We start from the raw sequence: 14,137 nt of genomic DNA, 5'->3' as shown, positions 1-14,137 counted from the left end.
TGATGTCGGTATTGGTCAGCTCAGTGCAGCGCAAGCTTGCGCAATACGCTCACAACCCTGCTCGATTGTTTCGATGGCAGTCGCAAAAGACAGACGCAGATAGGGCGAAAGACCATATGACGTGCCATCCATCACAGCGACATTGGCGACCTCAAGGAAATACATACTCACATCAAGATCGGTTTTCAGCACACGACCATCTGGTGTGCTCTTACCCAGCAGTCCCTCGACCGATGGATACACATAAAAAGCACCTTCCGGTGTCGCACAGCGAATACCCGGAATCTCAGCGAGCAATTCACACATCCGGTCACGACGCTGTTTATAGATGGCGCACATATCTTTGACAGGATTCTGATCGCCATTTAGCGCTGCTGCAGAGGCTGCCTGACTGATAGAGCTTGCACAGGTTGTGCACTGGCCAAGCAATTTTCCAATTGCTGCGATCAACGGCTTAGGCCCTGCTGCATAGCCAACACGCCAGCCAGTCATGGCATAGGCTTTCGACATGCCATTGATGAGCAAGCAACGTGCCTTGAAATCCGGATTGATCTGCACAGGTGTGTAATGCGTCACCCCGTCATAAACGATGTGCTCATAAATATCGTCCGTCATGATCGCTACATGCGGATGACGTTCTAGAACTGCCAGCAATGCGCGCAGTTCGTCTTGATTGTAAACAGCACCCGTTGGGTTACTCGGAGAGTTCAGAATAAGCCACTTGGTTTTTGGCGTAATGGCTGCTTCAAGCGCTGATGGCGTCAGCTTGAATCCATGTTTTTCCTCGCAGACAACAACAACCGGGGTGCCATTGTTAACGGCAACGATATCCGGGTAAGAAACCCAGTATGGTGCAGGAACAATAACTTCATCACCCTTATTCAGAGTTGCAGCAAAAGCTTCGAAGATCAGCTGCTTTGCACCAACACCAACAATAACTTCCGAGGTATCATAGGATACATTATGATCACGCTTCAGTTTTCCAACAAGTGCAGAGCGGAGTGCATCCGTGCCCTGCGTTGCAGTGTAGTGTGTATCACCCGCCTTCAACGCATCAATTGCGGCATCTATAATATGTGGTGGGGTTGCGAAATCCGGCTCACCAATAGTGAAATCAATAATTCTGAAGCCCTGACTTTCCAGCTCGCGCACTTTGGCTTTGGCCGCAATACTGGCAGATGGTTTCAGATCAAGAACGCGTTTTGAAAGCTCAATTGACATTATTTGTTCCAGGTTGGGAATCGGGCACAGGTCAAAGCCCGACAAACTGGACACAAAGTGATGCTTTATTTTCATTCTGAAAAACGATAAATAATAATAAAATTTCATCTCTTTTAGGAATGATGATATGACCACCGGTGTAACTGTAAAACAAATGGAAGCGCTCTACTGGATCACCAATCTGGGTACATTTGAAAAAGCCGCATTGCGGCTCAACACTTCCCAATCAGCTATTTCCAAACGTGTACAAGAGCTTGAGGGGTTGACAGGCATAACCGTCTTCGACCGTTCGCAGCGCGGGGCCCGGCTTACAGAGCAAGGCGAGTATCTATTTGCCATTGCAGAGGAAATGCTACAGCTGACAGATCGCATTCAGGCACTGCACGACACGTCACAGCAACCACTTTACCGCCTGCGTATTGGTGTAACGGAGTTGACTGCCATTACATGGTTGCCTCGTTTCGTGACAGAACTCAGAGCAATTTTTCCGTCCGTATTGCTTGAGCCGGAAGTGGACATGAGCCGAACACTGTTTGAAAAACTCTGCGATGGTTCAATGGATTTCATCGTGATCCCAGAGACATTCGCTGATCCGGATGTTATTGCGATTCCACTGGCAAAAGTGGAAAACGCCTGGATGGCGAAGCCTGGACTGGTCAACTTCGAAGACAGCGTATCTCTGTCGGAACTTACAAAATATCCTATTCTGTCTCAGGGTGGGAGGTCAGGATCCGGACTTTACCTCAAAAAATGGTTTCGCAATGAAGGCGTCATTTTCCCAAAACTTCTGTCAAGTGACAGCATGACCGCTCTTCTCGGTTTCTCAATCGCCGGTCTTGGATTGAGCTATGTTCCCCGCGATTGTTTCCAGCCTCTGGTGAATGAGGGCAAATTGGAAATCATTCCGACATCGCCTGCACTTCCCCCAGTTCCCTATTCGGCAATGTATCGCAGCGACCGTCCGGCAGCTATTGTCTCCACTATCGCCAAACTCGCAGCAGAAATTTGTGATTTCTCACGTCAATATCAGAATTGATATCTACATTCCCAAAAGCGATGGCAAATTTTATATTTTTATCGCTTTTATTCTTTATGCTTGCCAATCATCTTTCTGAAGCTCGATCAAGGTTACATGTCGGGGACTCGATTATGTACTCTCAATAAGAAGTCCCGGGAGAAATCCCTTGTCGTCACATCGGGCATTACGGAGGCACCGGATAATCACTTTGTCCGGCAAAATGGGTAAATCGGAAAAACAATCTTATGAATCTGGAGCGCGTTAAGGATTTGCTGGATCTGATGTCCAGCTCATCCGTCAAAGAGATGGTGCTGATCGATAATGATGGAGAAATTCGTCTCAGGCGTGATCCAAAGGATGCACCATTCGGCATCGCACCACCCCCTCTTGCCACTTCAACAACTGAGACGCATCACACAAGCGTTATCAATGCCCCCCTGCCCGGCATTTTTTATCTGGCACCATCCCCTGATGCGGCTCCCTATGCCATAATCGGTAGCGCTGTAAAAAAAGGCGATACCCTTGCTCTGATTGAAGCCATGAAAACGATGGTACCTGTAGCAGCCACTGAAGATGGTATTATCGCTGCAATATTTGTAGAAAATGAAGCTTCTGTCGATTCAGCGCAAAAGCTTTTCGGCATGGCACCCGCAGCGGAGTAAAAAGCATGGTCAACAAGGTGCTTATTGCCAATCGCGGAGAAATTGCTGTCCGTATCCAGCGTGCCTGTAAGGAAATGCAAATACCTTATGTGCAGGCCTATTCAGAAGGTGACGTCGACGCGCCTTATGTAAAACGTGCAGAACAGGCAATTTGTATCGGCCCGGCTTCACCGCGTGAAAGCTATCTGAATAAATCTGCCATTGTTTTTGCGGCAATGTGTTGCGGCGCAGATGCAATTCATCCGGGATATGGTTTTCTTTCAGAAAATTTCAGCTTTGTCGAAGCCGTAGAAAACTGCGGCATAACGTTCGTTGGTCCACCCGCTTCAGCAATCTATCTGATGGGCGACAAAGTCAGAGCACGCACTACGATGGCTGCAGCGGGGGTACCCTGCCTTCCCGGATCAGAAGGAGCTCTGAGCAATTCGCTCTCTGAACAACAATATCTGGCACGAAAAATAGGTTATCCTGTTATTATTAAAGCATCGGGCGGCGGCGGCGGTCGCGGGATGCGTGTTGTCCACAGTGAGGCTGAACTTTATGAGGCAATCGCAATTACGCGCGAAGAAGCAGGAAACGCATTCGGCAACCCGGAAGTCTATCTCGAAAAATTCCTGACCAATCCACGTCACGTCGAAATTCAGGTTCTTATTGATAGCCATGGCAATGGTGTCTGGCTGGGTGAACGTGATTGCTCAATGCAAAGACGTCATCAGAAAATTGTCGAAGAGGCGCCTGCGCCACATATCAGTCGTGATCTGATAGGACGGGTTGCAGCACAGTGTCTGCAAGCCTGCCATCAGATCCATTACCGCGGTGCCGGTACTTTCGAATTCCTCTACGAAGACGGCGCGCTTTATTTCATTGAAATGAATACGCGTCTGCAGGTTGAACATCCGGTAACAGAAGCAATTACCGGAGTTGATATTGTTCAGGCTCAATTGCGCATTGCCCGGGGCGAACAACTGGGTTTCTCGCAGCAGGATATAGTCCTTAAAGGACATGCATTGGAATGCCGCATCAACGCTGAGGATCCGCAGAGCTTCTTGCCTTCACCAGGTATAATCAGCGAATGGGTTATTCCAACAAGTGAACATGTCCGTGTGGATAGCCATATCGAAGAGGGCTACGAAATCCCGCGCCATTACGATTCCATGATCGGGAAAATTATCGTCTGGGGCGCGACCCGGCAAGACGCGATCAAGCGTATGCAGAACGCCCTCAAAATGACAAAGCTTCAGGGGGTGAAAACCAATATCCCTCTGCATCAGGTCATTCTGCAAGACCCGGATTTCTGTGCCGGTGGCACAAATATTCACTTCCTCGAAAAAAGAATAATTGGTGCGGGGGGCACCGCAGCATGACCGACGCCGCAGCACTTCTTATCTCCGACATGGGAGAACGGGCCGTCTTGTGCCAGTTGCCTCCGGCCCCCTTATCGGTGCAAACGCAGGAACGTTTCTGGGCGCTGAGTGAGGAACTGGAGAAATTTAAAGGAGTCGGAGAAAACATCCCCGGCATGAACAATCTGCTGGTCGGGTATGATGCAAATATTCTCTCACGCGATGCGCTGGTAAGCCACATCACCCTTTTATGGAGCGGTGCCAACAGCCGTCCCCGCGCCGGAAAGCTTATAGAGATACCAGTACGATATGGTGGCACTTGCGGTGAGGATCTCCCTGTTCTTGCACAGAGCAAAGGCCTTAGTGCGGAAGAGTTTGTCCAACTGCATGCGGGCGGAGATTATATTGTCTATGCACTGGGGAGCCAACCTGGGTTTGGCTACCTTGGAGGGTTGGATCCGCTGCTTTCAACGCCACGCCGAGATACGCCGCGCTTGAGTGTAAAAGCTGGCTCAGTGATCATCGGTGGAAGTCAGACTGCCGTACAAGCACGCACCTCACCGTCAGGATGGCATATTATCGGTGAAACTGATCTGGAGTTTTTCAATATAGACCATCCCTCCCCCGCGCTGCTTACGCCGGGAGATCGTGTCCGCTTCGTCATTGAGGACATTCAGCCATGATTGAAATTATTCAGCCTGGAATTCTGTCGACTATACAAGACCTCGGCCGACCATCCTACCGGCAGGTCGGCGTGACGGCCAGTGGCGCCATGGACCCACTCGCTTTTCAAGCTGCAAATATTCTGGCTGGAAACAACCGCAATGAGGCAACAATAGAAATTGCGCTCGGTGGCATTGAAATTCACTTTTTACATGACACCGTTTTCGCGCTTACCGGAACCAATATCAATGCAACTCTTGACGGCTCTCCTGTCCCCGGCTGGTGGGTTCAGCAGGCTTATGCTGGTCAAGTGTTAAAGTCGATCCCAGTAGGGGAAGGTATGTATGCTTACCTCGCCATTGCCGGCGGCTTTGCCATTGAGCCGGTTTTGGGTTCAGTTTCAACTGATCGCAAAGGCGGCTTTGGTGGTATTGAAGGACGTGCTCTCAAGACGGGCGACCACATACCCCTCAGATCGGGTGCGCAAGAAATTTCAATCGCCCGGGGATTTGGTTTCAACACGCAGAAGTTCGGTCTATTTGAAACTGATAACGTGATCAGAATGCTTCCAGCCGCCGAGTGGGACAACTACGATAGCGCCATGCAACAAAGCTTTCTGCAGAGTAAATGGCGTATCCAGCCTGACAGCAATCGCATCGGCTATCGTCTCGAAGGTCCGATTATAGAAGCTGTGAGAAAAACTGAACTCTTCTCCCATGGCATTTTGCCGGGGGTTATCCAGTTGCCGCCATCGGGGCAACCTGTTGTTCAGATGAATGACGCCAACACGTGCGGCGGCTACCCAAAAATCGGTGTTATTATTGGTGCCGACCTGCGCAAACTTGCCCAGACCCGACTGGGGGGACACGTTCAATTTACACGCACCGATCATGAGACTGCGCTTGCCGCCGCCAATGCCAGCGAACTGCGTTTAAACCAGTTGGAGGCGCAGGCAACACTCGCATGGCAAATGGTCAGGAAAAAAGCTGCATGACACTGTTTACTTGTAATTTTATTCGTGCGGTCAGTGACCATGCAACCACTGCAGGCATCAGCCATGTTTGCATTTCAACCGGACACTCCAAGCTGGAAATTTGGCTTGATACCCCTGTTCCGGAATCGGCCTCCCATGGGCAGCTTCTGGCAATTCGTGCTTTCAGTCCGGGAGTATTTCGTGAGGAAATCAGCAACCAGATACTGCGGGCTGGTATTGCGGTCAGTAAGAATGAACGGCTGGGCTGGCTTGAGACAGGAGATTTAATTTTTGAAATTAAAATCCCTGACGCCGGAATAGTCGAACATTTCAACGTGAGCAACGGGCACATAGTTGGCTATAACACGATACTTGCCAGTATTCGCACCTAAGAGGAATGTCACGTGACTAACAAAGCCATTGATTTAAACTCTGATCTTGGTGAAGGCTATGGTGCCTATGAAGTGGCTGACGATCAGGCATTACTTAAAATAGTTTCCTCAGCCAATATCGTCTGTGGTGTACATGCAGGCGACCCGGTTGTTATGGACAGAACAGTTGGGGAAGCACTCAAGAACAAAGTCACCATTGGTGCGCATATCGGTTTTCCTGATCGTGAAGGCTTCGGGCGCCGTATGATGAGGCTGTCGCTGAAGGAGTTGGAACTCACGACGATCACGCAATTGGGTGCATTGTCCGCGATCGCCCAACATCGCGGTGCGAGACTAACGCACGCAAATTTTCATGGCGCACTTGGCAATCTCGCTTTCACCGACAACGATGTAGCGAAAACATTAATTGCAGCTATGAAAGCCTTTGATCCCACACTCGCTTTCATTGGACTTCCGAACACCGCTGCGGCCCATCAGGCCGAGTTGCAGAATGTCAAACTCATAAAATCCTTCCTTGCTGATCGCGGATATTCAAAAGCCGGGCTGCCGGTTGCGCGTGGAGAGAACGGTGCGGTTATTCATGACAGTTCAGCCGTCGCCCGGCGAATTTCTGGGATCCTGCAAACAGGCAGATTAGAAACGGTTAACGGAACCCATATAGATATGTGTGTGGATTCAATCCTAATCCACAGCGACACACCTAACTCTGTTGAATTGGCAGACAAGATTAGACAAGCCGTTGATCAGTGCGGTTTTCGTGTACGCTCGTACCAGTAAATTTCGCTTCTTTCCAAGCTATATTATGCTGATGTCCAGTCAAAAGACCGAGTTCTGTTCATCGCCATCTGCAACAGGAGCCCATAACGCTAAGACTGTGCACTTCGTTTGATGAGGTATCAGCTTAAAAGTGTCACACCCAACGTAGAGGACTAATAAAGAAAACTTTGCTGCCGATGAGACGTGAACCCAGTCTGAACACGTCATCTGTACAAGACATCAATCAGGCACAAATATTTCAACCCGTCGATTGAGTTGACGGCCAGCAGGGTTGTCCTTGCCGTCGACTTTATTCAGCGCAACCGGTTGGGTTTCACCTAAGCCTTTGGCTTCCATCTCGGTGGTGACTTTTCGATCTTTCAACGCAGACTTAACTGTCAATGCACGTCGCTCAGATAAGTCCAAGTTGTATTCGTCAGTGCCTTTAGCATCAGTATGGCCTCTGATCTCCAGACGTTTGGGGGCGGCACTAATTAACGCCGCTGCCAGTGAATCAACGGTTGCACTGGCGTCAGAACGCAAATCGGCTTTGTCAAAATTAAAAAGAATACGATCTTCCAGGGTGATAAGATAACCACATACTGCCGGTGGCAAACGGAATTTCGTCAACAACGGGAATTTACCTGCTTTTGGTACAGGAGGCAGAGGCTCCATCTTTACACTCTGACCGTCCATGGTGCCATTGCCATCACCGTCATTGATAATGACGTGTTCTCCATTCCATGATCCCTTTCCATCGCCCTCATTGACGACTTGACCAAGAGGACCATTCCAGACGCCACTGCCATCTGGTTCAATCACGACCTGACCCATGCGCTCAGAGTTCCAGGTTCCACCTCCTTTACCATCAAGGGTAATCTGATCGGCCTGACCATTATAGCTTCCTGAGCCATCGGCCTCGATTGTGATCTGCTCGCCATCCTGACCAACACGGTTGATGGTACCCGAACCATCCTCTTCGACAGTAAACTGAGCGCCATTGATATTAGCAACGCCTGCTCCGCCTTGCTCAATAACATAGGCGCCCTGGTCACCGAAATTCGCAACAATCCCGGCATCTTCCTTGAGGACCAAACCAAGTCCCGAGACGAATGCACCCTGATCGTCGCAGCGTGCTGGAACGACACGGATGCCCGGAACAGCGAAAAGCGTTTTGCTAAGCGCATTTTGAAACTTTTGTTGCGCGGGCTCGACACCAATAAAATCAGGTATCATTATCGCAGGAACCGGCGGAATCTCTTGCGCGCTCCGCGCTTCTCCGACAGTCACCACTAAAAGAATTGTGCTTGAGAACAACAAAGCATGGCAAAGCGGGTTGGTGAAAAAGCGGTGTGCGAGCATTCGATGTCCTTACATGCCTCATGTACTAAAAGGCTTTGATTCAGCGGCAAAGTCTTCCAATTCAAGGATAGAAAGCAATTTTTCGGGAGACTGTCAAAGAGTGATTGCAGCGGAGGATTGTGACTGCCTGCTCTCCTCCCCACTTATCACAAAGCAAACTGAAACGGCAGCGCAACCTAAACCTGACTACCGTTTTGCTTGAGTAGCAAATAGTATTTGACTTGATCTATAGGCAGGCAATTTCACGCCACATGTTTGTTGCGGCATGGCGTAGTTCACGGTGATCGGCGGAACTGAATTTGTTTCCTGGGAAGTAATGCAGGTTGTAAGTAGGGTCGTGAATGGAAGCGAACTTTGTAAATGTCGAGCTGACTTGAAACGTTTCATTATGCCTTCTCGTCGCCCAACAGGCTGATGCAAATTCTTGCCGCGACTGTTTAAAAAAACCTTATGCTGGCGATGGTCCCAAACGCTCAGGCCGATCTTACGATTTGCAGCACCATAAGAACCCAGCTTGTCGGTCACCACGACGCGAGGCGAACAGCCTTGGACAGATAAAAGTTTCCGGATAAAGCGGTTGGCATCGCTAGTATGGCGGCGTTTTTGCACGACAACTTCAAGGACAAACCAATGCTGATCAACCGCACGCCAGAGAATGTGTTTCTCACCTTTGATGGATATCACACATTCGTCCAGGTGCCATTTCTCAACAAGCCGTGGCGTACGACGACGATACTATTGGATAGCGTCGCCCGAACTTCTCAGCCCATTCACGCATTGTCTTGTGGGTAACGATGATGCCACAGAAAGCCAGCATGGCCTCGACCATGCGAAAGCTAAGTGGAAAATGAAAATAGGACCTTACTGCTTCTGCGATAATCTCAGCGGAAAAAGATGGCGGTGACAAAGCTAAGAATGAGGTTCGATCATCCATTTTTTTCACACCCCAAGCTTATGCTACAGTTTAGATGACGGTGCCGTTGCGATGTTGATTTGTGATCTACCAAACACCCACTCGATTAGGCTGTATTGTTTATATCGCGTGCGATTAAATAGAATCGTCATGCCACTTAGTGTCGCTTTCGCTTCATGTTTTCGAGCATGACCTTCTCAATTATTTATAGTTGTTCCCCGCCCAAGCTGGTGAATGGCCGGGGAACAACGAGAGCTTAACGTTGTGCCACAGGACGTACCAGCGGTGTTACACGCCGGATTGTGACGCGCCGGTTTTCTTGCTCGGCCGCCTGTGTGCGTATTTTGAGGAAGCGTTCGCCATAACCCTGTGTGACGAGGTTTTCAGCTGGAATATCGTAAACTTCGGTCAAGAGGCTGGCTACTGACTCCGCACGACGGTCTGACAAGATAAGGTTCGAGCGATCCGAGCCGATAGCATCTGTATGCCCTTCGATGAAGAAAGTTTCACCCGGATCTTTCTGCAAAACTTTATGCATGGCATCAGCCACTTTTCGCAAAGTTTTTGCCTGTGAAAGAGAGACCTCCGCGCTTCCCGTCGCAAAATGAATTGTATCAAGATCGATACGTCTTACTTTGTCGCGAATTCGTGCTGAATGGCGGACTTCATCAATCGTGTAAACACGTTCAACACGTTCAACAGGAGGGCGAGCAAGGAAATCATAGAAATCGCGGTCAGGATCATCTGCGACATCGATAATATAATCACGAACAGGAACTGTCAGCCGCATTGGCGGCAGTTCATAGCCGACATCCACGATAGCAGCGCGTGGCCCGTCATCATATTCGGGGGCGTAGATCATGAGATAGTCATTGCCATCCCTATCGATCCTATTGCGCTGTAGAATATCGCCATAGCGGTTATAAACTGTCACGATTTCGTAGCCGCCGGGGCGTACTATCGTCTCGCGCATGCGGCCTCCCGGCAATTCATCATAGTAGGTGCGCTCTGCATCGCGACGAAGGCGAGGACGGTCGTCACCCCGAACAAAAATTCGATCTCCAGCACCCAGAATGACACGATTGTCAACCTGTTCAATGACCTTAACGTTTGTCACATTGTTATTGATATTGTTGACCGTCGTGTTGTTAACAACAGTGTTATTGATAACCGTATTGTTGATTATATTGGTTGTTTCAGGAACTACAAAGGCAGGGGCAGCGTCAATGCGCGTACCCTCTTGTTTGAGATTTGCCTCTATTTTTTCAGACAAATCCGCCTTCAACGCTTCTGGAATGGCGACTTGCGCAGATGCGTCATCGACAGGTGGCGCTGAATTTTCCTCACTCGCGCGTTGTTGTTCACGCTGTTTACGACGATCTTCACGAGATTTATTGCCACCCCAATTGTCTGCATCTTTATCGCTGTCGAGGATTGCCGCACCGTTGTCGACTGGCAAAACAACGGTCTCGTCACTCTTTGCAGGGTCTTTCGCAATCGCTTGTTTTTCATCGTTCGTGCGTTCGTCAACAATCTCCGGTGCCGGTACTGGAGCAATTGTTTGCTGCACCCGAGGGTTCGGATCTATTGGTTGCTCAATGAGCGGCTGTGTAGATGCTCCTTCAGGTCCTTTTGGAGGTGTTGAAGGCTGATCGATGGATTGTTCCGGTTGTGGGGGAACTTCACTTTGAAGTGGTTGGGCATCATTTGATGGCTGCTGCGGTTGTTCAGTGGTGTCTTCCTGAGACGGAGTTTCTGGAGCTGGGAGCGGCTCGTCAGCTGGTGCGGTAGGCACTTGAGGTGCAGACTGTTGTTCTACTTCTTGTGGTGCGGGTTCTTCAGCAGCTTTCCTACGCGCCTCTTCTTCTGTTGCACGTTGTTTATCTTCGTTTGCCTGCTGTTCGGCTGCTTTTCGCTTTGCATCCTCAGCGGCTTTCTCTTGCTCTAGAGCGTGCTTCGCAGCTTCCTCTTTTGCTGCTTTCTGTTCTGCTTCGGCGTTGCGTCGCATCTCTTCTTCGGCAGCACGCTGCTGCTGTTCAGACTCTCGACGAGCCTGTTCAGCTTGCTGACGTTGTTGTTCGATGGCGCGCTGATCTTCCTCTGCAGCTTGCCGCGCCTGCTCCGCAGCTCGCTGCTGCTCGATGGCTTGACGATCAGCTTCTTCCTGAACTGCTCTTTTTTGCTCTTCGGCCTGACGTCTATTTTCTTCTTCTGCAGCTCGCTGTTGTTCGTCAGCTGCGCGCTGGGCCTCTTCCTGAGCGCGTCTCAACTCGTCTTCTTGCTGCTGACGCAGATCTTGGCCTTCTGACGTCGGCTCACCGTTATCCTGGGCCAACAGCACAGGGGGCTCTAAAGTTTCTGACATAACCGGTTGGACGCTGATAGAAACAGAAAAAGCTGGTACAAAGACCGTAGCAAGAAGCATCATACGCTTAGAACGAATAGACATAGCCCTTCTCCTTATGGACGGCATAAATTGCGAGCATTTTGCCGGAAAAATTGCCTTATGTAGCTATCGGTATTTGCTGATTAAGAATAAAGTGCGACAAGCTCACAAAAATGTTAACCAGAACTTTATGAGCCTGTTCTGAACGGAGCATCCTCCCCTTACCTTACCCTAACTTTAGCGAAAGCATGCGATGCGATAAAAAGGGATGACCAAACCTCATTCTTCGCTTTATCACCGCCATCGTTTTCCCACTGAGATTATTGGACTCTGTCGCAAATATTTCAGCAGGTTAAGAACAAGCTTATCTGTGGTCGCGATTATGCTGCGAGTTCCACAACGACTTTGAATGGCGAACCATTGTCATTTGCAAATTGGTTTTTGCGGATCATATGCGCCACTTCAATGCCGATAATGGTAGCTGCGACTGAATGAAATACTTTGAAGCTTAACATGTGTTTGGTAATCCGTTTGATGAACCGATGATCCTGCACAAGAAGATTGTTGAGATATTTGATTTACAGGATTTCAATCACGTTGCTTGCGCCCGTGATTTTCAGGATGTTGTTTACAGCCTCTGCACAAGCCAGATTTGCTCCACTTTTATCGCTGACGATTTTGTCAGGAAGACCAAATGTGTTTCTCGCCTTTGATGGATATCACACATTCGTCCAGGTGCCATTTCTCACCAAGCCGTGGCGTGCGACGCCGGATACTACTGGAATAGCGCCGCACGAACTCCTCAGCCCATTCACGCACTGTCTTGTGGGTAACGATGGCGGTGATAAAGCGAAGAATGAGGTTTGGTCATCCCTTTTTATCACACCGCATACTTACGCTAGAGTTAACGTAACGGTGCCGTTGAAACTCCGGTCAAGCTACCTGACGCCTGATAGCACTCAGCCAGACTGTACATATCGGCAGACAGTCAAAAAAGACACCCATCGGAAACCGAGACCCTTTAAGTTTTAAAGATGAAGCCTTCTGGGGAGAGCAGTTAGACTCCGAAAAGGAGGGTAACGCGCGTCACAACTGTTTGGCCTTATGCCCTAATAATAGCCACTGTATCCCGCAGATTAAACTTTTGGACCATAATAATTTCACCTATTATTTTAAGTCGTCTCGAAATCTGGTGGCTTCCAAATAACTTACTGCTTTCATTGGTATGTTTACGTAATTTCTACTCATCGGATTTTCGCTGAAACTGTCCGTTCAGCACAATTGACGCAACAAGGCCAATCACCAGCCCCCAGAATGCTCCCCCGATGCCGAGCAAGCTGATATTCGCAGCGGATGCCAAGAAGGTAATAAGTGCTGCCTCTCTCGAACGAGCATCTGCCATCGCACCAGCAAGGCTTCCCCCAATTGCACCAAGCAAAGCAAGCCCAGCAAGCGTGGTAATAAACGTCGCCGGGAATGCCATAAACACTGCTGCGAGTGTTACCCCAAACACCCCTACCAGAATATAAAAACAACCCGCAGCAATACCGGCAATCCAGCGTTTCGACGGATCTTCGTGCGCTTCCCGTCCGGTAGCAATGGCAGCAGTAATAGCTGCAATGTTGAATGCATGAGAGCCAAACGGTGCCATTATGAGTGAACCCAGGCCCGTTAGCGTTACGATGGGATTTGCACTGGTCTGGAACCCATCATTCCGCAGCACCAACATGCCGGGCATATATTGACCTGTTAGTGTGATCAAAAACAACGGCAGTGCGATACTGAGCGTGGCGTTCAGGCTAAACTCTGGCATGGTAAAAACGGGAGCGGCCAGTTTCAATTCCAGATCAGACAGATCGACACGACCCTGCATCAGCAGCAGAAAAAAACCAATCAACAAGATGCCAATGACTGCATATCGTGCGGAAACACGCTTTAAAACGACATAGGCAGCGATCAGCGTACCCACCAAAACGGGATCGACGCTCACACTGCTGAAAGCACCTATTCCGAACTGTAACAATATGCCTGCAAGCAAGCCCGAAGCTATACCCGGAGGTATCAGCCGGATAACTTTTTCAAAGTATCCCGTGAGGCCGAGAACCACGAAGGCAATAGCTGAGATCATGTATGCACCAATTGCTTCCGCATAGGATGTCGTGGCGAGAGCTGTGACGAGGAATGCTGCGGCCGGAGTGGACCATGCCGTGATAATTGGTGCACGATAACGCCAGCTCAGCAGCAAACCAGAAAGCCCGACGCCGATCGAAATCGACCAAACCCAAGACGCGGTTAGTTCGGGGCTAAGATTGGCAACACGGGCCGCCTGAAAAACGAGAATGAACGTACCACCATAATTGACGATGACTGAAATCAAACCTGCAACAACAGGGTGGATGATATCATTTATTCTGGTAAGCGTGCGAGAAGAGGTGCAGGACATGTTCG

At 49.5% G+C, this 14,137-nt stretch carries 11 protein-coding genes and 3 pseudogenes; 7 read left to right on the top strand and 7 right to left on the bottom strand.

Features of this window, described 5'->3' with window-relative positions:
* Positions 1-15 precede the first annotated feature (15 nt).
* Complete coding sequence (locus WH356_RS11725) at positions 16-1,221, bottom strand: pyridoxal phosphate-dependent aminotransferase (RefSeq protein ID WP_339510932.1); 1,206 nt, start codon at positions 1,219-1,221, stop codon at positions 16-18.
* A gap of 127 nt (positions 1,222-1,348) precedes the next feature.
* Here WH356_RS11725 and WH356_RS11720 point away from each other — a divergent pair, with 127 nt between their 5' ends.
* The 7 genes from WH356_RS11720 to WH356_RS11690 all read left to right on the top strand — a co-directional run bounded on the left by WH356_RS11720 (position 1,349) and on the right by WH356_RS11690 (position 7,049).
* Positions 1,349-2,257 (top strand): LysR family transcriptional regulator, encoded by a 909-nt coding sequence (locus WH356_RS11720; protein WP_064322954.1) that lies wholly within the window; start codon positions 1,349-1,351, stop codon positions 2,255-2,257.
* A 263-nt stretch (positions 2,258-2,520) separates the two neighbouring features.
* On the top strand, positions 2,521-2,901 hold the full coding sequence (locus WH356_RS11715; RefSeq protein WP_339510930.1) for an acetyl-CoA carboxylase biotin carboxyl carrier protein: 381 nt from the start codon (positions 2,521-2,523) through the stop codon (positions 2,899-2,901).
* A gap of 5 nt (positions 2,902-2,906) precedes the next feature.
* Entirely contained in the window at positions 2,907-4,265 is a 1,359-nt protein-coding gene (accC, locus tag WH356_RS11710; protein ID WP_339510928.1) for an acetyl-CoA carboxylase biotin carboxylase subunit, read from the top strand.
* Positions 4,262-4,927 (top strand): 5-oxoprolinase subunit PxpB, encoded by a 666-nt coding sequence (gene pxpB / locus WH356_RS11705; protein ID WP_339510926.1) that lies wholly within the window; start codon positions 4,262-4,264, stop codon positions 4,925-4,927. Before accC ends, pxpB begins: the two co-directional genes overlap by 4 nt.
* Complete coding sequence (locus tag WH356_RS11700) at positions 4,924-5,901, top strand: 5-oxoprolinase subunit C family protein (protein WP_339510924.1); 978 nt, start codon at positions 4,924-4,926, stop codon at positions 5,899-5,901. The genes pxpB and WH356_RS11700 overlap by 4 nt, the downstream gene beginning before the upstream one ends.
* Entirely contained in the window at positions 5,898-6,272 is a 375-nt protein-coding gene (locus WH356_RS11695) for a hypothetical protein (RefSeq protein WP_339510922.1), read from the top strand. The genes WH356_RS11700 and WH356_RS11695 overlap by 4 nt, the downstream gene beginning before the upstream one ends.
* A 12-nt stretch (positions 6,273-6,284) precedes the next feature.
* Complete coding sequence (locus WH356_RS11690; protein ID WP_339510920.1) at positions 6,285-7,049, top strand: LamB/YcsF family protein; 765 nt, start codon at positions 6,285-6,287, stop codon at positions 7,047-7,049.
* Positions 7,050-7,268: 219 nt separating this feature from the next.
* On the opposite strand, the gene WH356_RS11685 is transcribed toward WH356_RS11690, so the two are convergent.
* The 6 genes and pseudogenes from WH356_RS11685 to WH356_RS11665 all read right to left on the bottom strand — a co-directional run bounded on the left by WH356_RS11685 (position 7,269) and on the right by WH356_RS11665 (position 14,132).
* On the bottom strand, positions 7,269-8,390 hold the full coding sequence (locus WH356_RS11685; protein ID WP_339510918.1) for an OmpA family protein: 1,122 nt from the start codon (positions 8,388-8,390) through the stop codon (positions 7,269-7,271).
* A 226-nt stretch (positions 8,391-8,616) separates the two neighbouring features.
* A pseudogene (locus tag WH356_RS11680) lies at positions 8,617-9,324 on the bottom strand (IS6 family transposase).
* A 235-nt stretch (positions 9,325-9,559) separates the two neighbouring features.
* Complete coding sequence (locus WH356_RS11675; RefSeq protein WP_339510916.1) at positions 9,560-11,752, bottom strand: OmpA family protein; 2,193 nt, start codon at positions 11,750-11,752, stop codon at positions 9,560-9,562.
* Between the two features lie 317 nt (positions 11,753-12,069).
* A pseudogene (locus tag WH356_RS11670) lies at positions 12,070-12,381 on the bottom strand (DDE-type integrase/transposase/recombinase); the annotation flags it as partial.
* Positions 12,380-12,526, bottom strand: a pseudogene (locus WH356_RS24065) (IS6 family transposase); the annotation flags it as partial. The pseudogenes WH356_RS24065 and WH356_RS11670, both read right to left, overlap by 2 nt.
* A gap of 403 nt (positions 12,527-12,929) precedes the next feature.
* Complete coding sequence (locus WH356_RS11665; protein WP_339510914.1) at positions 12,930-14,132, bottom strand: benzoate/H(+) symporter BenE family transporter; 1,203 nt, start codon at positions 14,130-14,132, stop codon at positions 12,930-12,932.
* Positions 14,133-14,137: the final 5 nt, after the last annotated feature.

This window comes from Ochrobactrum sp. MYb379, from assembly GCF_037479515.1.
Classification (GTDB): domain Bacteria; phylum Pseudomonadota; class Alphaproteobacteria; order Rhizobiales; family Rhizobiaceae; genus Brucella.
Note: the sequence above shows the minus strand (reverse complement) of the source record. Positions and strands in the feature narration are given on the sequence as shown.